The organism is Pandoraea fibrosis, from assembly GCF_000807775.2.
Classification (GTDB): domain Bacteria; phylum Pseudomonadota; class Gammaproteobacteria; order Burkholderiales; family Burkholderiaceae; genus Pandoraea; species Pandoraea fibrosis.
Window position 1 is genome coordinate 2,031,222 of record NZ_CP047385.1, and the last position, 23,882, is coordinate 2,055,103.

The 23,882-nt window shown below is 62.6% G+C and carries 19 protein-coding genes; 10 read left to right on the plus strand and 9 right to left on the minus strand.

Annotated elements, in window-relative coordinates; genetic code table 11:
• The first annotated feature begins 77 nt into the window (after positions 1 to 77).
• Entirely contained in the window at positions 78 to 929 is an 852-nt protein-coding gene (gene blaOXA, locus PI93_RS09105; RefSeq protein WP_052240481.1) for an OXA-62 family carbapenem-hydrolyzing class D beta-lactamase, read from the plus strand.
• 87 nt (positions 930 to 1,016) lie between these two features.
• Here the strand turns inward: blaOXA and wrbA are convergent, their stop codons facing one another.
• The 3 genes from wrbA to PI93_RS09120 all read right to left on the minus strand — a co-directional run bounded on the left by wrbA (position 1,017) and on the right by PI93_RS09120 (position 3,326).
• Entirely contained in the window at positions 1,017 to 1,649 is a 633-nt protein-coding gene (gene wrbA / locus PI93_RS09110; RefSeq protein ID WP_039367544.1) for an NAD(P)H:quinone oxidoreductase, read from the minus strand.
• 209 nt (positions 1,650 to 1,858) lie between these two features.
• Positions 1,859 to 2,152 (minus strand): hypothetical protein, encoded by a 294-nt coding sequence (locus tag PI93_RS09115; protein ID WP_039367547.1) that lies wholly within the window; start codon positions 2,150 to 2,152, stop codon positions 1,859 to 1,861.
• Positions 2,153 to 2,384: 232 nt separating this feature from the next.
• Positions 2,385 to 3,326, minus strand: coding sequence for a LysR family transcriptional regulator (locus PI93_RS09120; protein ID WP_039367549.1), 942 nt, complete (start codon positions 3,324 to 3,326; stop codon positions 2,385 to 2,387).
• 211 nt (positions 3,327 to 3,537) lie between these two features.
• Here PI93_RS09120 and PI93_RS09125 point away from each other — a divergent pair, with 211 nt between their 5' ends.
• Complete coding sequence (locus tag PI93_RS09125) at positions 3,538 to 4,605, plus strand: bile acid:sodium symporter family protein (protein WP_039367552.1); 1,068 nt, start codon at positions 3,538 to 3,540, stop codon at positions 4,603 to 4,605.
• 267 nt (positions 4,606 to 4,872) lie between these two features.
• Positions 4,873 to 6,357, plus strand: coding sequence for a DEAD/DEAH box helicase (locus PI93_RS09130; protein ID WP_039367556.1), 1,485 nt, complete (start codon positions 4,873 to 4,875; stop codon positions 6,355 to 6,357).
• Positions 6,358 to 6,472: 115 nt separating this feature from the next.
• Here the strand turns inward: PI93_RS09130 and gluQRS are convergent, their stop codons facing one another.
• Positions 6,473 to 7,408 (minus strand): tRNA glutamyl-Q(34) synthetase GluQRS, encoded by a 936-nt coding sequence (gene gluQRS / locus PI93_RS09135; RefSeq protein ID WP_039367559.1) that lies wholly within the window; start codon positions 7,406 to 7,408, stop codon positions 6,473 to 6,475.
• 8 nt (positions 7,409 to 7,416) lie between these two features.
• Complete coding sequence (locus PI93_RS09140) at positions 7,417 to 8,316, minus strand: sulfurtransferase (RefSeq protein ID WP_039367877.1); 900 nt, start codon at positions 8,314 to 8,316, stop codon at positions 7,417 to 7,419.
• Between the two features lie 217 nt (positions 8,317 to 8,533).
• On the opposite strand from PI93_RS09140, the gene dnaE reads away from it, so the two are divergent.
• A complete protein-coding gene (gene dnaE, locus PI93_RS09145) occupies positions 8,534 to 12,127 on the plus strand; it encodes a DNA polymerase III subunit alpha (RefSeq protein WP_039367562.1) in 3,594 nt (1,197 codons plus the stop codon).
• 79 nt (positions 12,128 to 12,206) lie between these two features.
• Positions 12,207 to 13,058, plus strand: coding sequence for a glycosyltransferase family 2 protein (locus tag PI93_RS09150; protein WP_039367565.1), 852 nt, complete (start codon positions 12,207 to 12,209; stop codon positions 13,056 to 13,058).
• Positions 13,059 to 13,210: 152 nt separating this feature from the next.
• Here the strand turns inward: PI93_RS09150 and PI93_RS09155 are convergent, their stop codons facing one another.
• Positions 13,211 to 14,011 carry a glycosyltransferase family 2 protein gene (locus PI93_RS09155; RefSeq protein ID WP_407945349.1) on the minus strand — a complete coding sequence of 267 codons (801 nt, stop codon included), beginning with the start codon at positions 14,009 to 14,011 and terminating at the stop codon, positions 13,211 to 13,213.
• Between the two features lie 61 nt (positions 14,012 to 14,072).
• Positions 14,073 to 15,881 carry a DNA helicase RecQ gene (recQ, locus tag PI93_RS09160; protein ID WP_039367571.1) on the minus strand — a complete coding sequence of 603 codons (1,809 nt, stop codon included), beginning with the start codon at positions 15,879 to 15,881 and terminating at the stop codon, positions 14,073 to 14,075.
• Positions 15,882 to 16,044: 163 nt separating this feature from the next.
• Between recQ and msbA the strand changes: the two genes are divergently transcribed.
• Genes msbA through rfbC form a run of 5 tightly spaced genes read left to right on the plus strand, consistent with a single transcriptional unit; the run spans position 16,045 to position 21,010 of the window.
• Positions 16,045 to 17,796 (plus strand): lipid A export permease/ATP-binding protein MsbA, encoded by a 1,752-nt coding sequence (msbA, locus tag PI93_RS09165; RefSeq protein WP_039367576.1) that lies wholly within the window; start codon positions 16,045 to 16,047, stop codon positions 17,794 to 17,796.
• A gap of 51 nt (positions 17,797 to 17,847) precedes the next feature.
• A complete protein-coding gene (locus tag PI93_RS09170; RefSeq protein ID WP_039367578.1) occupies positions 17,848 to 18,432 on the plus strand; it encodes a peroxidase-related enzyme in 585 nt (194 codons plus the stop codon).
• A 27-nt stretch (positions 18,433 to 18,459) separates the two neighbouring features.
• On the plus strand, positions 18,460 to 19,524 hold the full coding sequence (gene rfbB / locus PI93_RS09175; RefSeq protein WP_039367581.1) for a dTDP-glucose 4,6-dehydratase: 1,065 nt from the start codon (positions 18,460 to 18,462) through the stop codon (positions 19,522 to 19,524).
• Between the two features lie 7 nt (positions 19,525 to 19,531).
• Positions 19,532 to 20,419 (plus strand): glucose-1-phosphate thymidylyltransferase RfbA, encoded by an 888-nt coding sequence (gene rfbA / locus PI93_RS09180; protein ID WP_039367586.1) that lies wholly within the window; start codon positions 19,532 to 19,534, stop codon positions 20,417 to 20,419.
• A 42-nt stretch (positions 20,420 to 20,461) separates the two neighbouring features.
• Complete coding sequence (gene rfbC / locus PI93_RS09185) at positions 20,462 to 21,010, plus strand: dTDP-4-dehydrorhamnose 3,5-epimerase (protein ID WP_039367590.1); 549 nt, start codon at positions 20,462 to 20,464, stop codon at positions 21,008 to 21,010.
• Positions 21,011 to 21,074: 64 nt separating this feature from the next.
• On the opposite strand, the gene PI93_RS09190 is transcribed toward rfbC, so the two are convergent.
• Positions 21,075 to 22,367 (minus strand): cation diffusion facilitator family transporter, encoded by a 1,293-nt coding sequence (locus PI93_RS09190; protein ID WP_039367592.1) that lies wholly within the window; start codon positions 22,365 to 22,367, stop codon positions 21,075 to 21,077.
• Positions 22,368 to 22,396: 29 nt separating this feature from the next.
• Entirely contained in the window at positions 22,397 to 23,866 is a 1,470-nt protein-coding gene (rng, locus tag PI93_RS09195; RefSeq protein WP_039367595.1) for a ribonuclease G, read from the minus strand.
• Positions 23,867 to 23,882: the final 16 nt, after the last annotated feature.

The following is a 23,882-nucleotide window of genomic DNA, read 5'->3' on the forward strand; positions in this document are numbered from 1 at the left end:
GATAGCCGGCGCCGGGCCCGCGCCACTGCCAACGTTCCCGCCATCTCCATGGCATCCCATGAAATAAGGACAACGAAATGAAAAAGAGAATCTCTCGCTGGCGGCGCTGTGTCTTCGGATGGCGGGTGGCGCTCGCGGTCGTCTCTCCCGTCGTGTTTGCCATCCCGGCGCCTGCGGCGCAAGCCGCGGAGGCGACAACGGTTCGCATGACGGAGCGTGCCGATTGGGGCAAGCTATTCGACGCGGAAGGGGTCAAGGGAACGATCGTGGTGCTCGACGGGCGCACGCAGACGTATCAGGCGTTCGATACGGCGCGCGCCGAGCGACGGATGTCGCCCGCGTCGACCTACAAGATCTTCAACAGCCTGCTCGCCCTGGAGTCGGGAGCCCTGGACAACGAGCGCGAGATTATCCCTTGGGACGGCAAGCCGCGTCGGGGGAAGTACTGGAACGCTGCGATGGACTTGCGCACGGCGTTTCGCGTGTCGTGTCTGCCGTGCTATCAGGTGGTCTCGCACAAGATTCCCCGTCAGTTCGCGCAGGGCAAGCTCAATGAGGTCGGCTACGGGAACCACACCATCGGTCGTGCCGCAGACGCCTATTGGGTCGACGACAGCTTGCAGATTTCGGCGCGCGAACAGGTTGATTTCCTGCAACGTCTTGCGCGAGGCACGCTGCCGTTCTCGGCGCGCTCGCAAGACATCGTGCGCCAGATTTCCATTGTCGAAGCCAATCCCGACTATGTGCTGCACGGCAAGACAGGCTGGTTCGTCGACAAGAAGCCGGACATTGGCTGGTGGGTGGGCTGGATCGAGCGCGACGGCAATATCACCACGGTGGCGTTGAACATCGATCTGAAGGGCGACGCCGATGCGCCGAAACGGGCGCGCATCGTGCGTGCGGTGTTGAAGAACCTGCAGTTGATCTGAGTGCAGGCGTGCGCCTGAGCGAGTCGCGATCATCGCGCGGTGCGCGCGCCAACCGGCGCCGCTTCCGCGCGATAAGGGAGTGCCCCGTTACAACGCGCGCCCGTTTTTGAGCGCCGCAGCGATTTCCGCGACGTGACGGCCTTGCGTCTTCGCGATCTTCAATTCGTTCTCGCTGGGTTGTCGCGAACCGTCGCCTGCGGCGAGCGTGGTCGCGCCGTATGGGGTGCCGCCGGTAATTTCGCCCATGTTGGTGAGGCCCGGCTCGGTGTATGGCACACCGACAATGATCATGCCGTGGTGCAGCAGCGTGGTGTGAAAGCTCGTGATCGTCGTTTCCTGACCGCCGTGTTGCGTTGCCGTGCTGGCGAACACGCTGCCGACCTTGCCCACGAGTTGCCCCTTGGCCCAAAGGCCGCCGGTCTGGTCGAGGAAGTTGCGCATCTGTGCGGTCATGTTGCCGAAGCGGGTCGGGGTGCCGAAGATGATCGCGTCGTAATCGGCCAGCTGATCGACGCGGGCAACGGGCACGCTCGCGAACGCCGCACGCGCGGCCTTCGCACCGCTCTTCTCGAGGACTTCGTCGGGCACCAGCTCGGGGACTTGCATCACGGTGACATCGGCGCCGGCAACGCTGCGTGCGCCGTCGGCGACGGCTTCGGCCATCTTGTAGATGTGCCCGTACATGCTATAGAACACCACCAGGATCTTGGCGTTGGCCATGGGATTCTCCTTTGGGGTCGAGAGACGCTGGCGCCGCGGGCGGGTCGCCACGCGAGGCGAGCCGTTCCATCATAGTCGACGCCCGTGACGATACGTCGAATCTGTCGAACGCCAGGCGCAAGACGAGACGATTTGCCGCAATGAGCGAGTCGAGGTGTTTTGTCGGAAATGGCCGCGTGCCAAGGCGGCACGCCATAGCCGCGCGCCGCTTAACGCAAGCGTGAACCGATGAGGCAACCGAGGGCAAGCGCTGCCATCAGGACCGCGACGCTCGCCGACACACCGCCGACCAGCGCGAGCCCGGTGGCCGCAAGACCGTGGGCCAGGACCGCGGCGGGCACAAGCAGGATGGCGCTCAGGACACTCCAACGCATGACATAGCGCCACATGAAGCGGCTCACGATGCGCATTCGGGCGTCGAGTTGATGCCGCTGCCAGAAAGACAGATCGGCTGCCGCGTGGAAGAGCCACAGCGGGCTGAAATATTTGATGAACAAGTCCATGACGCCACACCGGAAACACAATGCCCGCAGGGCGCGGGCATGTCGTCGAGGCACGATGGCGGGTCGGGGGCCGGTTGGCTTCGTCACGCACTTGAGGGAGTCGACGCACTCAGATTGTAGCAGGCGCTCACTCACTTCGTGGTGGCGTTAGCGAATCTTAAGTGCGCTGATCGTGCCGAATTTCGCTCAACCACCCGGGAAGTTTCGACATCGGCTCCCATCTCCCATTGTGTCAGGGTTTGGGGGCCGTTTTGGCGCCAAGCGCGTGCGGCGTGTTGGCCGTGATCTGTCGGATCAATTCCCAGACCGACTGAGCGGCGGGAGAGAGCGTGCGGTTCTTGCGGCGCACCAGCATGACGGTGCGGTCGAGTTGGGGCACCAGCGGCAGGGCGACAAGGTGTCCGCCGTTTTCCGGCAGACCCGGCATTGCGGGCAGTGCCAGCGCCGGCATGATGCTGATGCCGATGCCCGCTTCGACCATCCGGAAAACGGTAATGGCGTGCCCGACTTCCTGCGCTACCTGACAATAGGCACCCTGCTCGGCCAGTGCCCGGTCGATCAGCGGCCGGCTGCCCGACGCGTAGTCCAGCAGCACCAGCTTCTCGCCGTTGAGGTCTTTCCATGTCACCTGCGCTTGCTTCGCGAAGCGATGTGAGCGGTCGCATACCACGAGGAACGGCTCGACCATGATGGGCTCGCCGACCAGATCGTCCGTGCCTTCCGACGCCACGATGACCCCGAAATCGACTTCACCATGCCGCACGCTGTCGGTCGCGAGCGTCTGGACCTGATCGCGCAGCATGAGGGTGATGTCCGGGTATCGGGCCGCGCAAGCCGAAATGCATTCGGGCATCAGATTGGCCGAGATCGTGGGCGCGCTGGCGACCCGCACCCGTCCGCGACGCTCTTCGGCCAGGCCGTGGGTGTCGCGCAAGGCGCTTTCGAGTTCGTCGAGCACCCGGGCAAGCGTTGCCGAGAGGCTAGCGCCCACTTCGGTGAGTGTGACCTCCCGAGTGGTGCGGTCCACGAGCTTGAGGCCGAGTTCTTGTTCCAACTCGCGGATACAGCGACTCACGGCTGGCTGGGTCAGGCCGATGTCCTCGCCGGCACGGCTGAAACTGCCGTGTTCGGCCACTGCGAGGAATACCTTGAGCTGGCGCAGCGAGATATTCATGCGTCTTTGGTATGAATGAAATTTTTAAATGAATTTGTATTTTAACTGCCCTTGCGTTCTAATACGTGAAAACCCGTATCGCGAGCGCACACTTCCGGTCACTTTCGATCGCCTGCCGATCGATTGACGACTTCGCTGGCGGCCGACATGCCGCGGCGTCCCGTGTTCTGGCGGACGGGCTTTGTCTTTTTTGACGTATTCGAGATCGACGATGGCCAGACCGCGTTTCCTTCCTGACAATTTCACGCTGATGCTGGTGGTGACCGTTGTGCTCGCCAGCTTCCTGCCGGCGCACGGCGAGGGCGAAGTCGCCTTCAACCTGCTCACCAACGTGGCAATTGCCGCATTGTTCTTCCTGCACGGCGCGAAGCTTTCGCGCGAGGCGGTGCTCGCCGGTGCGACGCATTGGCGTTTGCACCTGCTGGTGTTCGCCAGCACGTTCGTGATGTTCCCGATCGTCGGCGTGGCGCTCAAGCCGGTGCTGTCGTGGATGGTGACGCCGGAGCTGTATCTCGGCATTCTTTTCCTTTGCACGCTGCCGGCAACGGTGCAGTCCGCCATCGCCTTCACGTCGATCGCCCGTGGCAACGTGCCGGCGGCGGTGTGCAGTGCGTCGGCGTCGAGCCTGTTCGGCATTTTCATCACGCCGGTGCTCGTCGGCCTGATCGTGGTCCATCACGATGGGAATACTGGCGCGTCGCCGTTCGACTCGATCGGCAACATCATGCTGCAACTGCTCGTGCCGTTCATCGCGGGACAGCTCTCGCGCAAAGCCATCGGCAAATGGGTCGAGCGTCATCGCGCGCTGCTCAAGATTGTCGATCAGGGCTCGATTCTGCTGGTGGTCTACACCGCGTTCAGCGAGGCGGTGAATACCGGCTTGTGGCATCAGATTCCGCCGCTGGCGCTGCTGGGCCTGCTGGGCTGCTGTGCGGTGATTCTGGCCATCATGCTGGCCGTGACCACTTATTCCGCCCGTTGGCTCGGTTTCTCGCGCGAGGACGAGATCACGATCGTCTTCTGCGGCTCGAAGAAGAGCCTCGCGAGCGGCATTCCGATGGCCAAGGTGCTGTTTGCCACCGGACCGCTTGGCGCCATCGTCTTGCCGCTCATGCTGTTCCATCAAATGCAACTGATGGTCTGCGCGGTGCTGGCACAACGCTATGCCAACCGCCAACGCGCGGCGCAGGCGGGCAAGGGCGTGAAGGCCGGCGCTGCCAAGCCCGCAGTTCGCGACGGCAAGTCCGACAGCAGCGCCAAGGCTGGCGCGGGTCGCTGAGGCGAGATCCCGGCAAAACGCGGCCCTGCGTGCTTGTCGGGGCCGCTGTCACACGTTGGTCGTGCGCAAGTGTTAGAATTGCGGTTGTTTCGCTTCTTGACGACCCCCCTGGTCCGGCGGCGCCCGACGCATCTGTCCTTCGACAGGCCCCTCTCGCGCCAGCCCCGAGCATGGCGCGCAGCGCCCCTTGAATCTTCGCGAGTGAGCTTTGATGCGGAATCCTTCCGCGTGGCGGCCCCCGTTTTTTAAAAGAGATGTCCCTTCATCATGGCTGATGTAAATGCTGTTCCGACCCCCGGCTTCGATAGCTTTGGGCTACATGCGGACATCTTGCGGGCCATCGCCGAGCAGGGCTACACCCAACCGACACCGATCCAGGCGCAAGCCATTCCGGTCGTGTTGTCCGGTCGCGATGTCATGGGTGCCGCGCAAACGGGAACGGGCAAGACCGCCAGCTTCTCGCTGCCGATCATCCAGCGTTTGCTCCCCGATGCCAATACGAGTGCTTCGCCCGCCCGTCACCCGGTGCGTGCGCTGATTCTCACACCGACGCGTGAACTCGCCGATCAGGTCGCTGACAACGTGCGTGCCTATGCAATGCACACGCCGCTGCGTAATACGGTGGTGTTCGGTGGCGTCGACATGAATCCTCAGAAGGATGCCCTGCGACGCGGCGTGGAAATTCTGATTGCCACGCCGGGCCGCCTGCTCGATCACGTCGAGCAGAAGACGGTGAACCTGAGCCAGGTCAAGATGCTCGTGCTCGACGAAGCCGACCGCATGCTGGACATGGGCTTCCTGCCGGATTTGCAGCGCATTCTGAATTTGCTGCCGAAGCAGCGCCAGACGCTGCTGTTCTCGGCCACGTTCTCGAACGACATCAAGAAGCTCGCTTCGAGCTATCTCTCGAATCCGGTCACGATCGAAGTGGCGCGTCGCAATGCGACGGCCGACAAGGTCGAGCAAGTCGTCTACGAAGTCGATGAAGACGACAAGCGCGCCGCCGTGGTGCAGATTCTGAACGAGCGCGACCTCAAGCAGGTCATCGTGTTCGTCAACAGCAAGGTCGGGGCGAGCCGCCTGGCGCGTCAACTGGAGCGAGAAGGTATCGTGACCGCGGCGATTCACGGCGACAAGTCGCAAAACGAGCGGATGCAAGCGCTCGAAGCGTTCAAGCAAGGTGGCATCCGCGCGCTGGTGGCGACCGACGTTGCTGCACGCGGGCTGGACATCACCGATCTGCCGGGCGTGATCAACTACGACCTGCCGTATAACCCGGAAGACTACGTGCACCGTATCGGTCGCACGGGGCGTGCGGGAGCCTCGGGGGAGGCCATCTCGCTGTGCGCACCGGACGAGCGCAAGCAACTCGTGGAAATCGAGAAGCTGATCAAGCGCGAACTCAAGCGCGGCGAGCTGGTGATGGAGCGTCGCAGCCGTTCGCGCGATGACCGCAACGGCGAACGTTACGATCGCGGTGAGCGCACGGATCGCTCGGAGCGCAGCGAGCGTCATAGCCGTCACGATGGCCTGCGCGCCAGCCGTAGCGGTAGCGGTTCCGCGCCGCGTCGCGTTCGTCCGGAAGACGAATTTTTCTACAAGCCGTACGAACCGTCGCCATCGGCCGACGATGCACAGCGTGCCTCGCAGGAGTCCGCCGTACCGACCACGTTCGGTGCGTTGCCTGAGAAGGCGCCGAAACGCCAGGTCGCTGCGCTGCTCGCGGGTTTCCCCCGTAAAGCGAGCAACTGAGCGAGCAACTGAAACCGGCCTGCCGCTCCACAGGTTCGGTGCGGAGGTAGTCAAAAAGCCAGCGTGATTGCGCTGGCTTTTTTCATGGGGGGGCGCATGCGGGCGATGGGGTGTTTCAGCCCCCGTGCTGCTCGCGCCATGCCAGCGTTGCGGCTGCGTAAAAGTCTTCGCAGTGAGAGACATTGGCGAGGGACGCGGGCAAGCCGAGATGCGTGGCGGCGTCTTTGAGGGCGGAGAGCACCGCCTCAGGGGTATCGAGCACGAGCGGCGCCGCGCCGTTCTGTTTGCTCAGCTTCTCTCCATCCTCGGCCATGACCAGCGGAACGTGCAGATAGCGTGGCGTCGGGGCACCGAGGCAGGCTTGCAGATAGATCTGGCGCGCCGTGGAGTCCAGCAAATCTTCGCCACGCACGATATCGGTAATGTCTTGCGCCTGATCGTCAACGACGACGGCCAACTGGTAAGCCCATTGACCATCGGCACGCCTGAGCACGAAGTCGCCGACCTCCGTGGCCAGATCCTGGGTCTGCATACCCATCCAGCGATCTTCGAAGCGCATGCGGGCGGCGTCGCCGTCCGGCACCCGCAGGCGCCATGCGCGCGCCGTCTTGCCATGCAGGCCCTCGCGGCAAGTACCCGGATAGGCCAGTGTGCTGTGACGCGCATGGACACGCGTGAGCGAGTCGGCAATTTCGCGTCGCGTGCAACCACAGGGGTACACCAGAGCGCGGGCCGTGAGCGAAGCGAGCGCCTGTTCGTACAGGGCGTGCCGTCGACTCTGCCAGACGACGGGTTCGTCCGAATGCAGACCCAGACGCGTTAGCGTGGCGAGAATGTCTTCGGCCGCGCCCGGCACGCATCGGGGTTCGTCCAGATCTTCCATGCGAACGATCCAGACACCGTCGTGCGCTCGTGCGTCGAGCCAACTGGCCAGTGCGGTGACGAGCGAGCCACGATGCAACGGCCCGGTCGGCGAGGGCGCGAAACGGCCCCGGTAGCGGGGCGTTGAGCTGGCGGGCGGCGCGGCGGTGTGCGCCGAAGCGTTGACCACCTGCGCGCTCAAGCGGACGTGACAGGCGTGACGGACGGGGTAGCGGCAGGGGGGCTTTCCGGCACGCTGGCGGCAGGATGAGTATCAATGCACGCCGGACAGTGCTCGCCTTCGACGTAATCGGGGCTTTGCTGATCCTCGGCCGTGACGACGGCGCGGCAAGCGAAGCATTGCTTGGTCGTCGACGGCGCGAGCTCAGGCGTGAGTGCCGTGCGATAGTCGAACACGAAGCAGTCGCCCTGATAGTGCGCGCCGCCCACGTCTTCGAAGTACTTGAGAATGCCGCCGTCGAGCTGATACGTATGTTCGAGGCCGATATCGCGCATGTAGATGGCCGCCTTCTCGCAACGAATACCGCCGGTGCAGAACGACACGATGGTCTTGCCCTCGAAGTCCTCGCGGTGTGCGGCGATCACGTCGGGGAATTCCGAGAACTTCGTCAGGCGATAGTCGATGGCGTTGTCGAACGTGCCGACATCGATTTCGAAGTCGTTGCGTGTGTCGAGCATCACGACCGGACGGCCCTCGTCGTCGTGGCCGGCGTCGAGCCAGCGCTTGAGCGTGGCGGGGTCGACACCGGGCGCGCGGCCGTCTGCCGGTTTGATGACCGGCATCTTCATCGTGATGATTTCCTTCTTCTGACGCACTAGCATCCGGCGGAACGGCTGCGTCTCGGAGAGGCTTTCCTTGACGGTGAGATCGGCAAACCGGGCATCGGCGCGCAATCCGGCGAGGAAGGCGTCAATGGCGTCGCGTGAGCCGGCCAGAAACAGGTTGATGCCTTCCGGGGCGAGCAGGATTGTGCCCTTCAGGTCGAGCGCCTGACAGCGTTCGAGCAGGGCTGGACGCAGGGTCGCGATGTCGTCGAGCGTGACGAACTTGTACGCAGCGATATTGACGATAGACATGGCAACAAAATTTCGCAAAAGCGTGAAGCAATAAAGCGTCATTATCGCCGATTCGGCTTCGAAGCACTTTGATTTCACTCCGGATTTCGCCAAATCGGACGGCATCCCGGGTCTGAAACGGAAAAATTCCTAGTCTCTGCCCGGCGCTATCCGAAATGCAGGGAAACACTGGACGTTTCGTGAAGCGCGGCCCGCTATCCGGGGGCGGCGCGTTACAATACGGCCCATGTCAGAACCTCGCTTCGTCCACCTCCGTCTCCATTCCGAATACTCGATCGCCGATGGCATCGTGCGGCTCGACGACGTCGTCAAGGCCGCCGCCAAGGACGGTCAGGGCGCGCTCGCGCTGACCGACCTCGCGAACATGTTCGGCGCCATCCGTTTCTACAAGGAAGCCCGCGGCAAGGGCGTCAAGCCGATCATCGGCTGCGACGCCTGGATCACGAATCCGGCCGACCGCGACAAGCCATCGCGGCTATTGCTCCTTGCGCGCGACAAGGAAGGCTATCTGAATCTATGCCAGTTGCTGTCCAAGGCATGGCTCGGCAATCAATGGCGCGGCCGCGCAGAGATCGAACCGTCGTGGCTCCAGGCCGACGGGCTCGCACGCGGTCTGCTCGCGCTCTCTGGCGCACAGATGGGCGACATTGGCGCCGCGTTGGCGGCTGGTAATCCTGAACTGGCATTGCAATGCGCGAAACACTGGTCAGGTGTGTTCCCGGGGGCGTTCTATATTGAGTTGCAGCGCACGGGGCAGGCGGGCATGGAGACCTACGTGCAACAGGCGGTGCAACTGGCGGCGAAAGCCGGGCTGCCCGTCGTCGCCACGCATCCGATCCAGTTCATGACGGCGGACGATTTCACCGCGCACGAAGCACGCGTGTGTATTTCGGAAGGCGAGATGCTGGGCAATGCGCGCCGTGTCCGACGCTTCACGCAGGACCAGAGTTTCCGCACGCAGGACGACATGCTCGCGGCGTTCGAGGACGTGCCGTCTGCCTTGGCCAATACGGTCGAGATCGCCAAGCGTTGCAACCTGACGCTTGAGCTTGGCAAACCGAAGCTGCCGCTTTTTCCCACGCCGGACGGCATGTCGCTCGACGACTATCTGGTGCATCTGTCCAAGGAGGGGCTGGAGACGCGTCTCACACAGTTGTTTCCCGACGAGGCGGAGCGAGACAAGCAGCGTCCCGACTATTACAAGCGGCTCGACTTCGAGACCGGCACGATCATCAAGATGGGCTTTCCGGGCTACTTCCTGATCGTGGCGGACTTTATCCAATGGGCGAAGAATAACGGCGTGCCCGTTGGGCCGGGCCGCGGTTCGGGCGCCGGTTCGCTGGTCGCTTATGCATTGGGCATTACCGATCTCGATCCACTCAAGTACAACCTGCTGTTCGAACGCTTCCTGAATCCGGAACGCGTCTCGATGCCCGACTTCGATATCGACTTCTGTCAGGACGGTCGCGATCGCGTCATTCAGTACGTCAAGGACAAGTACGGCGCCGATGCCGTGTCGCAGATCGCGACCTTCGGCTCGATGGCCGCCAAGGCGGCGGTGCGCGACGTCGGTCGTGTGCTCGATCTGGGCTACAACTTCGTCGATGGCATCTCCAAGCTGATCCCGTTCAAGCCGGGCAAGCACGTCACCATCGAGGACGCCCTCAAGGAAGAGCCGCAACTCGCCGAGCGCTTCCAGACCGAAGACGAGGTCAGGCAGTTGATCGAACTGGCGCAGCGTGTCGAAGGCCTCACGCGCAACGTCGGCATGCACGCGGGGGGGGTGTTGATCGCGCCGGGCAAACTGACCGATTTCTGCCCGTTGTACACGCAGGGCAGCGGTGAAGATGCCAGCGGCGTCGTGAGTCAGTATGACAAGGACGACGTGGAAGCCGTCGGCCTGGTGAAGTTCGACTTCTTGGGGCTGACAACGCTCACGATCCTGAACTGGGCGGAACGCTACATCAAGCGACTGCATCCGGAGATGGCGGACTGGTCGCTCGATCAGGTCTCGCTCACGGACCCGGCCGCGTTCAGCATCCTCAAGAAAGCCAACACGGTGGCCGTGTTCCAGCTGGAAAGCCGCGGCATGCAGGGCATGTTGAAAGACGCCCAGCCCGACCGGTTCGAGGACATCATCGCGCTGGTGGCGTTGTACCGACCCGGCCCGATGGATCTGATCCCAAGCTTCTGCGCCCGTAAGCATGGCCGCGAGAAGACGGAATATCCGGATCCGCGCGTCGAGCCGGTGCTCCAGGAGACCTACGGCATCATGGTCTATCAGGAGCAGGTGATGCAGATGGCGCAGATCATCGGCGGTTACTCGCTCGGTGGCGCTGACTTGCTGCGTCGCGCGATGGGCAAGAAGAAAGCCGAGGAGATGGCCGAGCATCGCGAGATTTTCGCGAAAGGGGCTGCTGAAAACGGACTCACGCGCGAAAAGTCGGACGAAATCTTCGACTTGATGGAGAAGTTCGCGGGCTACGGCTTCAACAAGTCGCACGCGGCAGCCTACGCACTGCTGGCGTACTACACTGCATGGCTCAAGGCGCACCATCCTGCCGAATTCATGGCCGCCAACATGAGCTTGGCCATGGACGACACGGACAAGGTCAAGATTCTCTACGAAGACTGTCTGTCCAGCGCCAATGGCCTGGGAGTGCTGCCGCCGGACGTCAATGTTTCGGCTTATCGCTTCGAGCCGGCCGATTCGAAGACCGTGCGCTATGGGCTTGGTGCCATCAAGGGCAGTGGTCAGGCGGCAATCGAAGACATTCTGCGCGCCCGCGAAGGCAAGCCGTTCACCGATCTGTTCGACTTCTGCGCGCGGATCGACCGTCGCGTGGTGAACCGTCGCACGATCGAGGCGCTGATTCGCGCAGGTGCCTTCGACAGCATTCACGAGAATCGTGCGCAGTTGATGGCGTCGGTGCCGATGGCGATGGAAGCTGCCGAGCAGGCGAGCGCAGCGGCCAATCAGGTCAGTCTTTTCGATCTCGGCGACGAAAGCTTGCAAGCTCCACTGGAGCTTGCGGACGAGCCGGCGTGGACCGACAAGCGCAAGTTGCAGGAAGAGAAGCAGGCACTCGGCTTCTATTTGTCCGGCCACATGTTCGACTCGTACTCGGACGAAGTGCGCCGCTTTGTGCGCACGCGTATTCGCGATCTGTCCGAGGGCCGTGACAGACTCGTCGCCGGGGTAATTTCCAGCATGCGCACGATGATGACCCAGCGCGGCAAGATGCTGATCGTTCAGCTCGACGATGGCACGGGCACGCTCGAGGTGACGATCTTCAACGAGCAGTTCGAGGCGAACAAGCATCTCTTCAAGGAAGACGAACTGCTGATCGTGCAGGGCAATGCGCGTCCCGACAGCTTTACAGGGGGGCTGCGCTTCACCACGGAAAGTCTGATGGACCTCGGCCGCGCGCGTGCGCGCTTCGCCCGAGCGCTCAAGCTCTCGTTCAACGGCAATGCGGACTGGACGCGTTTGCGCGCGACCCTCCAACCGCACTGCACGATGTATCGTGTCGCGGCGAGCGCGAGTGCCGGTGGCGGGGGCTTCAATGGGGGCGGTGGCGGCTTCAACGGTGGCGGAGGCGGAGGGGGCGGCGGCTTCGGACGCCGGAATGGCAAGGGCAACGGCGATGACGATCAGCAGAACGGCTTGCCGGTGCACATCGTGTACCGTCGATCGGATGCCGAATGCGAGTCACGGCTGGGCGACGATTGGAAGGTGCAGCCGGGCGATGAGTTGCTTGGCGAACTTCGCCAGTGGTTGCTACCCGACTCGGTACAAATCGTCTATTGAGACAAGCGGCGCGGTCCGGCGCTGCCTGGCGCCTGACGCTGTTCGCTAATCTGCTATTCGGTACAACAAGGAAATCCGGATGTTCTCCATCATCGTTCCGACGTGGAACAACCTCGCGTTGCTACAGCTTTGCGTGCGCAGCATTCGCCAGAATTCGAGCCACCCGCATCAGATCATCGTTCACGTGAACGATGGGTCGGACGGCTCGCTCGAGTGGGTGCGAGCCGAAGGGATCGAGCATACGGCGTCGCCGGACAACATCGGTATTTGCTACGCAGTGAATCAGGCGGCGGCGCTGGCACGCGAGAAGTACATCGTCTACCTGAACGACGATATGTACTGCTGCCCAGGTTGGGACAGCGCGCTGATCGAGCGCGCCGAGGCCATGCCCGACAAGGCGTTCATGCTCTCGGGCACGATGATCGAGCCGGTCGACAGTCGCAATCCTTGCGTGTTGGTGCACGACTTCGGTCGGGACGTCGACACCTTCGACGAAGCAGGGTTGCTCGCCGCCGTGCCGACCTACGCCAAGCCCGACTGGTTTGGCGCGACATGGCCGCCCACGCTTGTGCATCGCGATTGGTGGTTCCTCGTCGGGGGCTATAGCACCGAGCTAAGCCCGGGTATGAGCAGCGACAACGATTTCTCGATGAAGATGTGGGCCGCAGGCGCGCGTCGTTTTGTGGGTGTCGGGGCGAGTCTTGTCTATCACTTCCAGTGCAAGAGCACCGGCAAGGTCGTGAAGAACGACGGTCGCACGCAATTCCTGCGCAAGTGGGGCATGACGCAGTCCATTTTCGATCGGTACTACCTGCGTCGTGGCAAACCCGTGCCGGCGGGCAATGATGGACGTCTGCCCGAGCCCGTCGACGACGGCAAGCTGCGTTGGGAGTTATTCCGCTCTCGCGTGAAGCGCGCGCTCGCCAAATAACTACGAAGGTCGAGTGTCGAGCCGCGATGTCGAAGGAAAAACGGACGCCATGAGCGTCCGTTTTGCTTCGGGGGAAGTGCGGTGCCGATGCGGTCGATGCTACTGATGTCACCGATGCCGTCGATGCCGTCGATGTGACGGCGCTGCCGGTGTCAGATATCCCCGCGTCGAAGCAGGGCGTACTTGAGGAATGCGCTTCGCGCATTCATGCGCGCGATCGCAGCACCGGTTGCGCCATCGAGAAATCCGCGGCGCAGCAAATAGGTGCGCACAAACGCCCATCCCCCATTGATCCACGGCTTGAGCAGCGAGACTCGCTTGCCGCGCAATGCCATCTCTTTTGCCCCCGCGCGCGCATAGCGCTGCACCTTATCCTCGACCTGACGGGCTTCGGTATAGCTGTAATGCAGCAGGTGGTGCGCGAGTGTGCCGATCTCGCCGTCGACAATCACGCGTTCATGTACGAGGTTGTCGGAAAAGCGACCGGCTTCGCGTCGAAACAACCGCAGCACATAATCCGGATACCACCCGCAGTGGCGTACCCAATGTCCGAGAAACTGCGACAGGCGTGGCATGCGATAGCCGGTGTGCGCGCCTTGCGCAATCGCCGCGGCAATGTCGGCGGCCAACTCGGGCGTAACACGCTCGTCGGCATCGAGCGAAAGCACCCATGGCTGGGTGGCGTGCGACAGGGCACGATTCTTCTGCGGGCCGAAGCCGGGCCAGTCCGGTGTGATGTGCACGTCGACGCCTGCGGCACGAGCAATGTCTGCTGTGCCGTCCGTACTCGCGTTATCCAGCACGACAATCTGGGAGGCGAACGACTGCACCGACGCAATGCACTCGGCGATGTTGTGACGTTCGTTGCGCGTGAGAATCGTCACCGTAAGCGGCAAACGTGACGAATGCGACGAACTCGGTGACGAGGAGACAGGCGGTGTAGCGTCGGTCATGTGAATTCACGAAATGGCGGCAGCAGCCCCGCAGGCCGGGGAGTCATCTCGCGTCGTCGGCTCAGGCGTTGAGCAACTCGACGAGCGCTTCGCCGTAGCGTTCGATCTTCGCTTCACCCAGTCCGGTGATGTCGACGAGACCTTCGCGATGGCGCGGGCGGCGTTGGGCAAGCTCACGCAGCGTCCGGTCGTGCAGGATAACGTATGCAGGCACCTGCTGCGTCTTGGCCATGTCCTGCCGCCAGGCGCGCAGCTTGTCGAACAGTTGCTGATCGGCAGGATCCAGTTCGATGGCCTGCGACGACGCGTAACCGGCAAAGCGACTCTTCTTGCTGACAGTCGGGCGTTGGCGTCGCAGCGATAGCGTGGTCTCGCCCTTGAGTACCGGGCGTGCCGCAGCGTTCAGCGTCAGTGCCCCATATTGGCTGCTGTCGGGCTCGATGATGCCGTGGGCGATCAATTGCCGAAACACCGCGCGCCAGCCCTGATCGTCGAGTTCGCCACCGACACCGAAGGTCGGCAGGGCTTCGTGCCCGAACTGACGAATCTTGTCGGTGCTGCGCCCACGCAGCAAATCGACCAGATGGCCGGCGCCAAAGCGCTGGCCCGTGCGCAGAATGGCCGAGAGCGCCTTCTGGGCCGCGACGGTGCCATCGAATACCTCTGGCGGATTCAGGCAGACGTCGCAGTTGCCGCAAGGCTCGCTCGACTCGCCGAAATACGACAGCAGCACGGTGCGGCGGCAGCGTGGTGCCTCGCAATAGCCGAGCAGGGCGTCGAGCTTCTGGCGCTCGATGCGCTTTTGCAGTTCCGGTGCGTTTGACTCGTCGATACGGCTGCGATGCACCACGACGTCGTTCAGCCCGTAGGTCATCCAGGCTTCGGCAGGTTCGCCGTCGCGACCGGCGCGACCGGTTTCCTGATAATAGGCTTCGAGACTCTTGGGCAGATCCAGATGGGCGACGAAGCGCACATCCGGCTTGTCGATGCCCATGCCGAAGGCCACCGTGGCCGACATGACCAGACCTTCCTCGCGCAAGAATCGCTGCTGGTGCGTGCGGCGCACCTCGGCGTCGAGCCCGGCGTGATACGGCAGGGCGGGAATGCCTTGCGCTTCGAGCCACGCCGCCGTTTCTTCCACTTTCTTGCGCGACAGGCAGTAGACGATGCCCGCCTCGCCGCGATGCCGCGCGAGAAAGGCCAGCAACTGCTTGCGGGGATTGTCACGATCGACGATTTCGTAACGAATATTCGGCCGGTCGAAGCTCGAAACGAACAACCGCGCGTCGGTCAGGCCAAGGCGTGACTGGATCTCGTCGCGTGTCGCATTGTCGGCCGTTGCAGTCAGCGCAATGCGGGGCACGCGCGGATAACGCTCGTGCAGGGCCGAGAGCTGGATGTATTCCGGGCGGAAGTCGTGCCCCCATTGGGAAACGCAATGCGCCTCGTCAATGGCGAACAGCGCCAGTTGTCCGCGCTCGTCGAGTCGGTCGAGCAGATCGAGAAACCGTTCCGTCAACAGACGCTCGGGCGCGACATAGAGCAGGTCGAGCTCGCCACGGGCGGCGCGGCGCTCGGTGTCGAGCGCTTCATCGAAGCCGAGACTGGAATTCAGATAGGCCGCGCGCACGCCCGCTTGCAGCAGGGCGTCGACCTGATCCTGCATGAGTGCGATGAGCGGGGAGACGACGATGCCGATACCAGGGCGCAACAGCGCGGGAATCTGGTAACAAAGGGATTTGCCGCCGCCGGTCGGCATCAGGACGAGCGCGTCGCCCCCGCCGGCCACATGGTCGACGATGGCGGCTTGATCGCCACGGAATGCGTTATAGCCGAATACGGTACGGAGGACTTCGAGTGCGCTTGCCATGGGCGGGAGTATACCGGTTCCACCCGGGCTTCGGCGTGCCAAAGGCCCCGGATTGCGGGCATTGTGGCGAATTTTGAGGCGGCGTCCGAGTCCGGTCCGGACGTGTCCCGACCGGATCGGTCGGTACGTTAGAATAGCGGTTTTTCCGCTGTCCCCAATTGACATGAGCGCACCCCACAAGCCCACTGGCCCGATTCTGCGGCGTTTGCTGGGCTATCTCCAGCCGTATTGGCATATGGGCCTGCTGGCCGTGCTCGCCATGGCGCTCGTGGCGGCGACCGAAGCCGCCATTCCGGCGGTTCTCAAGCCGGTGCTCGATAAGGGGTTCGCGGGCGGCGATCCGTGGAAGCTCTGGTATGTCCCGGCTGCCGTGATCGGCCTGGCCGTCATCCGGGGGCTGGCACAGTATGGGGCCAACTACATGCTTTCTTGGGTGTCGAATCGTGTGCTGCTCGACCTGCGCGTGCGCATGTTCGAGCGTCTGCTGCACGCGCCGGCGTCCTTCTTTCAGCGCGAGACGACCAGCACACTCATCAACGCCCTCGTCTACGAGGTCAACCAGGTGCTCGGCGTGCTCACCACGGTGCTCATCACGCTCGTGCGCGATTCGCTGACGGTCATCGGCCTGCTGGGCTATCTGTTTTACCTGAACTGGCGCCTCACACTCGTGGTGGCCGTGATCCTGCCGCTTATCGGTTGGCTGGTCGGCAAGATCAATCGTCGTCTGCGCCGCCTGAACCGTGACCAGCAGACGCTGACCAACGCGCTCTCGTATGTGGTCGAAGAAGCGGTGGGCGGCTACAAGGTGGTGAAGATCCACAATGGCGAGGCGTATGAGAAGTCGCGCTTTGACAAGATGACCAGCAAGCTGCGCGGCTATGCCATGCGGGTGACCGTCTCCGGCGGTTTGGCGCAGCCGGTCACGCAGGCGCTTGCTTCGCTGGCGCTGGCCATCGTGATTACGGTGGCGATGATCGAGTCGTCGTCGGGCGAGATGACCGTCGGTGGCTTTACGGCATTCGTCACGGCGTTGCTGCTCGTTGTCTCGCCGCTCAAGCATCTGATGGACGTCAACCAGCCGCTGCAACGCGGCGTGACGGCCGCCGAGCTGATTTTCGAAGTCATGGACGTCGAAGTCGAGCCGGTCGGCGGCGACCGCGCGCTCGAGCGTGCCAAAGGTCGCGTGACGTTCGATCAGGTGAGCTTCAATTACGGCGCCAGCGAGCGCCCGACGCTCGACCGGATTTCGCTCGATGTGGCGCCCGGCGAGATGGTGGCGCTGGTGGGCCCGTCAGGCAGCGGCAAGACCACGTTGGTCAATCTGGTGCCGCGCTTCTTCGACCCGACGGGCGGCCGGATTCTGCTCGACGATATTCCGCTGACCGATCTGCGTCTGGCCGATTTGCGCCGTCAGATTGCGTTCGTGAGTCAGGACGTCGTGCTCTTCAACGACACCGTGGCGGCAAATGTGGCATATGGTCAGGAGATCGACGCCGAGCGCGTGCAGGCAGCGCTGCGCGCGGCCAATCTGGCCGATGCGGTAGCGGCCATGCCTGAAGGGGTAGAAACGCTCGTGGGCGATAACGGCATGCGCTTATCGGGCGGTCAGCGCCAGCGTCTGGCGATCGCACGGGCCATTTACAAGGACGCCCCGATCCTGATTCTCGACGAGGCGACGTCCGCCCTCGATTCGGAGTCGGAACGTCACGTGCAGGCGGCACTCGAAGTGTTGATGGAAGGGCGTACCACGCTGGTGATCGCGCACCGTCTCTCGACCATCGAGCGTGCGGATCGCATCGTCGTGCTTGAGCATGGCCGGATCGCGGAGCAAGGCTCGCATCAGGCGCTGGTGGCGCATAATGGCCTCTACGCGCATCTGCACCGCATTCAGTACGCACAACAGCAGGAAGCCTGAGCTCGGCATGGCGAGCGTCAGACCCTATCCGCCGGTTTTGAGGAGATCACGATGAGCCAGCCACCGATCAGTCGTTTCCCCGTGCCTGACCTCGCCACGTTGCCGGCCGATATTCGTGCGCGGATCGACGAGGTGCACGAAAAAGCCGGCTTCATCCCGAACGTGTTCTTGACGCTAGCACACCGTCCCGACGAGTTTCGCGCGTTTTTCGCGTATCACGATGCGCTGATGCTCAAGGACGGTAATCTGAGCAAGGGCGAGCGCGAGATGATCGTGGTGGCCACGAGCGCCGTGAATCAGTGCCTGTATTGTGTCGTTGCTCATGGTGCGCTGGTGCGCATCTATGAGAAGCAGCCACTGCTGGCCGATCAGGTGGCCGTCAATTACCTCAAAGCCGACCTCACGCCTCGCCAGAAGGCGATTCTCGCCTATGCGATGAAGGTCTGCGAGCGATCGCACGAAGTGGGCGACGCCGACTACGTGACGTTGCGCGAACACGGCCTCGACGACGAGGACATCTGGGACATTGCTGCGATCACCGCATTTTTTGGCATGTCCAACCGCATCGCCAATGCGATCTCGATGCGACCCAACGATGAATTCTTCTTGATGGGGCGCGTACCGCGCACCCGCTGAACCAACTTCTCACATTCTTCAATATTTATGATCTTCGTAACTGGCGGCGCCGGGTTCATCGGTGCAAATTTCGTTCTCGACTGGCTGGTGCAACATGACGAGCCTGTCGTGACCATCGACAAGCTGACCTACGCCGGCAATCTGGCGAATCTGGCGAGTCTGGAGCGCGATCCGCGTCATCACTTTGCGCAAGTCGATATTTGCGATCGTGCCGCACTGGATCGACTGTATGCGGAGCATCGTCCGCGCGCCGTATTGCATTTTGCAGCGGAAAGCCACGTTGACCGCTCCATCCATGGCCCCGGCGACTTTGTGCAGACGAATATCGTCGGCACGTTCACGATGCTTGAGGCGGCGCGAGCCTATTGGGGAACGCTCGACGACGAGGCGCGCGACACCTTCCGCTTCCTGCATGTTTCGACGGACGAAGTCTATGGCTCGCTGAGCCCGACCGATCCGGCATTCACCGAGACGACCCCATATGCCCCGAACAGCCCGTACTCGGCGTCGAAGGCGGGCTCCGATCACCTTGTGCGTGCCTACCATCACACCTACGGTCTGCCGACGCTGACGACCAACTGCTCGAACAACTACGGTCCATATCAATTCCCGGAAAAGCTCATTCCGCTGGTGATCGCGAATGCACTGGCCGGAAAGCCGTTGCCGATCTATGGCGACGGCAGCAATGTGCGCGATTGGCTGTACGTCGGCGACCACTGCTCGGCAATTCGCGAGGTGCTGGCCAAGGGGACCTTGGGTGAGGTGTACAACGTCGGCGGCTGGAACGAACAGAACAATCTGTCGGTGGTCAAGCACCTGTGCACATTGCTCGACGAGCTGTCGCCGCGTGCGGATGGCAAGTCATACGTTGATCAAATCACTTTCGTGACGGACCGCCCGGGACATGATCGCCGCTATGCGATCGATGCCCGCAAACTCGAACGCGAGTTGGGCTGGCGCCCGGCCGAGACGTTCGAGACGGGCATGCGCAAGACGGTGCAGTGGTATCTCGCCAATGCGGAGTGGGTGCGCCAGGTACAGTCGGGTGAGTACCAGCGCTGGATTGAAACGCACTATCAAAAGAACGACTGAGGCTGGCATGAGCATCAAACGTAAAGGCATTATTCTCGCCGGAGGCTCCGGTACCCGTCTGTATCCGGCAACGCTGGCTGTGTCGAAGCAGTTGCTGCCGGTGTACGACAAGCCGATGATCTATTACCCGCTCACCACGCTGATGTTGGCGGGCATTCGCGACGTACTGATCATCTCGACACCACAGGACACACCGCGTTTCCAGCAACTGCTGGGTGACGGCAGCCAGTGGGGGTTGAATCTGCAATATGCTGTGCAGCCCTCGCCGGATGGGCTGGCTCAGGCCTTCCTGATCGGGGCGGACTTTATCGGCAACGATCCGTGCGCATTGGTGCTGGGCGACAATTTGTTCTATGGGCACGACTTTGCAGGACTGCTCTCGGCGGCCAATGCGCAGACCGATGGCGCCTCCGTGTTCGCGTATCCGGTGCATGATCCTGAACGCTACGGGGTGGTGACGTTCGATTCGAACGGGAAGGCGGTTGACCTCGTCGAGAAACCGAAAGAACCCAAGTCGCGTTACGCCGTGACCGGCCTGTATTTCTGCGACAACGACGTGATTGAGATTGCCCGTTCGATCAAGCCGTCGCCGCGTGGCGAGCTGGAAATTACGGACGTCAACAACGAATACCTGCGCCGCGGCAAGCTCAACGTGCAAATCATGGGCCGAGGCTACGCCTGGCTCGATACCGGCACGCATGAGTCGATGCTCGAAGCGAGCACATTCATCCAGACGATCGAGTCGCGTCAGGGGCTGAAGGTCGCGTGTCCTGAAGAGATCGCATTCCGCCGCGGGTGGATTGACGCCGCTGCGATCGAAGCCCTGGCGCAACCGCTGGCCAAGACCGGATACGGGCAGTATCTGCTGTCGATGTTGCGTGAACGGGTGTTCTGAGCCTGCGCAACGCTTTCCTTCGATTCTTACCGGTATCTCATCATGCAAGTGATTCCCACCGCCATTCCGGCCGTTCGTGTGATCGAACCCAAGGTGTTCGGCGACTCTCGCGGCCATTTCTTCGAGAGCTTCAACCAGCGCAACTTCGACGATGCGCTGGGCGAGACACTGACGTTCGTGCAGGACAACCAGTCGCGTTCCGCACGCGGCGTGCTGCGAGGGCTGCACTATCAGGTCAAGCAGCCGCAGGGCAAACTCGTGCGTGTGCTGCAGGGCGAAATCTATGACGTCGCGGTCGATATTCGTGAAGGCTCGCCCACGTTCGGCAAATGGGTCGCGGAAGTCCTGAGCGCCGAGAACAAGAAGCAGTTGTGGATTCCGGCGGGCTTCGCCCACGGTTTTGTCGTGACGTCGGAGACGGCCGAAGTGCTGTACAAGACGACCGACTATTGGGCGCCGCAGTTCGAGCGCTGCATCCGCTGGGACGATCCTACGCTGGCCATTCCCTGGCCGCTCGACGGCATCACGCCCATCGTTTCGGACAAGGATCGGCAAGGCATGCTGTTTTCGGACTATCAGCACGAAGACTGACGGCACCTGCGGGGTGCGGCCCAGCACCCCGGAAAGCATGGTTTCGGCCGCCGTGTTCTTGTCGTCAGTCGACGGCGGGACCGGCGGCCGTTGTGTTTTTAGGCACAGCCCCGAGACCGGTGTTGCCGGACTCTCCCGATGCCGCTGAGGTCTCTCCCGTTACCCGCAGCACCCGGACATAGCGCAGCCCGAAGCGGGCCGCCAGCGCATCGGCCACGGTCTGCGACGCAGGTTCCATGCCGTCAATGTCGCCGTTGCCTCGCCCGGTGGGCGCGTCCGCGCGGGTGGCTTCGTGCAGGCCTTCGACGATGACGTCGGCCTCCAGGCCATTGTTCAGATAGTGCAGCTTGACGTCGTGCAGCGCGAGCGCGTTGGCCCGGCACAGCACTTCTGCCGCGCCAACCACCGCGGCGCGTGCGGGCCACTGCTGCAAGGCGGTGCCTTTGGTGTCGCTCTCCGGATCGACGTGCACCAGCACGTCGAGAATCTGCGGCTCGCGCATGACGGCAGTACGGGCCTGCTCGGCGATGTAATGCCCTTCGGAGACCGACAGGCGTGCATCGACGAGGATGTGCACGTCGACGACGATCTCGTCACCCATGCGCCGCGTGCGCAGCATATCGATCGCACGCACGCCGGGCGTGCTCAGCAGGTGATCGCGAATGTTGACGGTGGTGGCGTCGTCGACACCGCGATCGATGAGGTCCTGCAATGCGTTCCAGCCGAACTTCCAGCCGGTGCGGCCAATCATCAGACCGACAAGCGCGGCAGCGAGCGGATCGAAAATGCGATAGCCGGCCAGATTGCCCAAAATACCGCACGCGACGACAAGCGACGACAGTGCGTCGGAGCGTGCATGCCAGGCGTTGGCCACGAGCATGGCGGAGCGCACGCGCTGCGCCGCACGCAGCATGTAGCGAAAAAGCCCCTCCTTGCTGAGCAGCACGAGCACGGCAACGCCGAGGGCAACGGTGTGGACTTCCGGAATCTCTTCCGGGTGCAGCAGTCGTTCGATGCCGCGCCATAGCATGCCCGCGCCGACCACCAGCAGAATGACACCCAGAAACAGCGACGCCGCGTTCTCATAACGGCTGTGGCCGTAAGGATGATCGGCATCTGGCGCCCGGGCGCTGCCACGTGCGGCGGCCAGCACGACGAAATCTGACACGATGTCCGACAGCGAGTGAATGCCGTCGGCGATCAATGCCTGCGAGCGGGCAAAAATGCCGATGACGATCTGCGCCGTCGTGAGCACGACATTGACCCAGATGCTGACCCAGGTCGAATGGCGTGCGACGGCATGTTTGTCGAGCGCCTCGCTCGATGCTGCCAGATTGTCGTAGTTCGAGTAGGGCATGACGTCGGGGCGCGCGGGTTAGGAGGGCATTACATCAGAATGATGTCGTACTGCTCCTGATGGAACGACGATTCCACCTGAAGCGAAATCGGCTTGCCGATGAAGTCGATCAGCATCGCGAGATGTTGCGATTCCTCTTCGAGGAACAGATCGACCACTTCCTGCGATGCAATCAGGCGGAACTCGCGCGGATTGAACTGGCGCGACTCGCGCAGAATCTCGCGCAGGATGTCGTAGCACAGCGTGCGCGGTGTCTTGACCTGTCCCTTGCCCTGGCAGATGGCGCACGGCTCGCACAGCACATGGGCGAGCGATTCGCGAGTGCGCTTGCGGGTCATCTCCACCAGTCCGAGCTGCGAGAAGCCGTTCACCGTGATACGCGTGCGGTCGCGGGCGAGTGCTTTTTTCAACTCGGCCAGCACGGAGTCCCGATGCTCGGCGCTCTCCATGTCGATGAAGTCGATGATGATGATCCCGCCCAGATTGCGCAGTCGCAACTGACGCGCGATCATCAGCGCCGCTTCGAGGTTCGTCTTGAAGATCGTGTCGTCGAAATTGCGCGCACCGACATAGCCGCCGGTGTTCACGTCGATGGTCGTCATCGCCTCGGTCTGATCGATCATCAGATACCCGCCGGACTTCAGATCGACGCGACGCGACAGCGCCCGCTCGATTTCCGTCTCCACGTTGTACAGATCGAACAGCGGACGCTCACCGGTGTAATGCGTGAGCTTGCCGAGTACCGCCGGCGTGTAGGTCGTGGCGAATTCGGCCAACTTCTGGAACGTCTCTCGCGAGTCGACGAGAATCTTGCCGGTCTCCTCATGCACGAAGTCGCGCAGCACGCGCTGTGCCAGATTCAGATCCTGATACAGCAGCGAGGGGGCGGGCAGGCGTGTGCTTTGTTCGCCGATGGTCTGCCACGACTTGCGCAGATAGGCGATGTCGTTGGCCAGTTCGGCATCGGCCGCGTCTTCGGCGATGGTGCGCACGATGAAGCCGCCTTTCTCGTCGGCCGGCACGAGCGCCTGGATCTTGCTGCGCAGCGCTTCGCGCTCCGCTTCACTCTCGATGCGCTGCGAGATGCCGATATGCGGTTCTTGCGGCAGATAAACGAGCGTGCGTCCGGCAATGCTGATCTGTGTCGACAGACGTGCGCCCTTGGTGCCGATCGGGTCCTTGATGACCTGCACCATGAGCGTTTGCCCTTCGAAAACGGTCTTCTCGATGGGCGGCTGCGGGTGCGGCGTGGAGGTGTCGTTGTTCGTGCGGGGATGCCAGATATCGGCAACGTGCAGGAACGCCGCGCGCTCCAGTCCGATATCGATGAAGGCCGATTGCATGCCCGGGAGCACGCGCACGACCTTGCCCAGATAGATGTTGCCAACCAGGCCGCGCGAGAGCGTGCGCTCGATGTGCAATTCCTGCACGGCGCCGAGCTGCATAAGCGCCACACGGGTTTCCTGTGGCGTGATGTTGACCAGAATGTCTTCGTTCATAAGTGTCGACCAGACT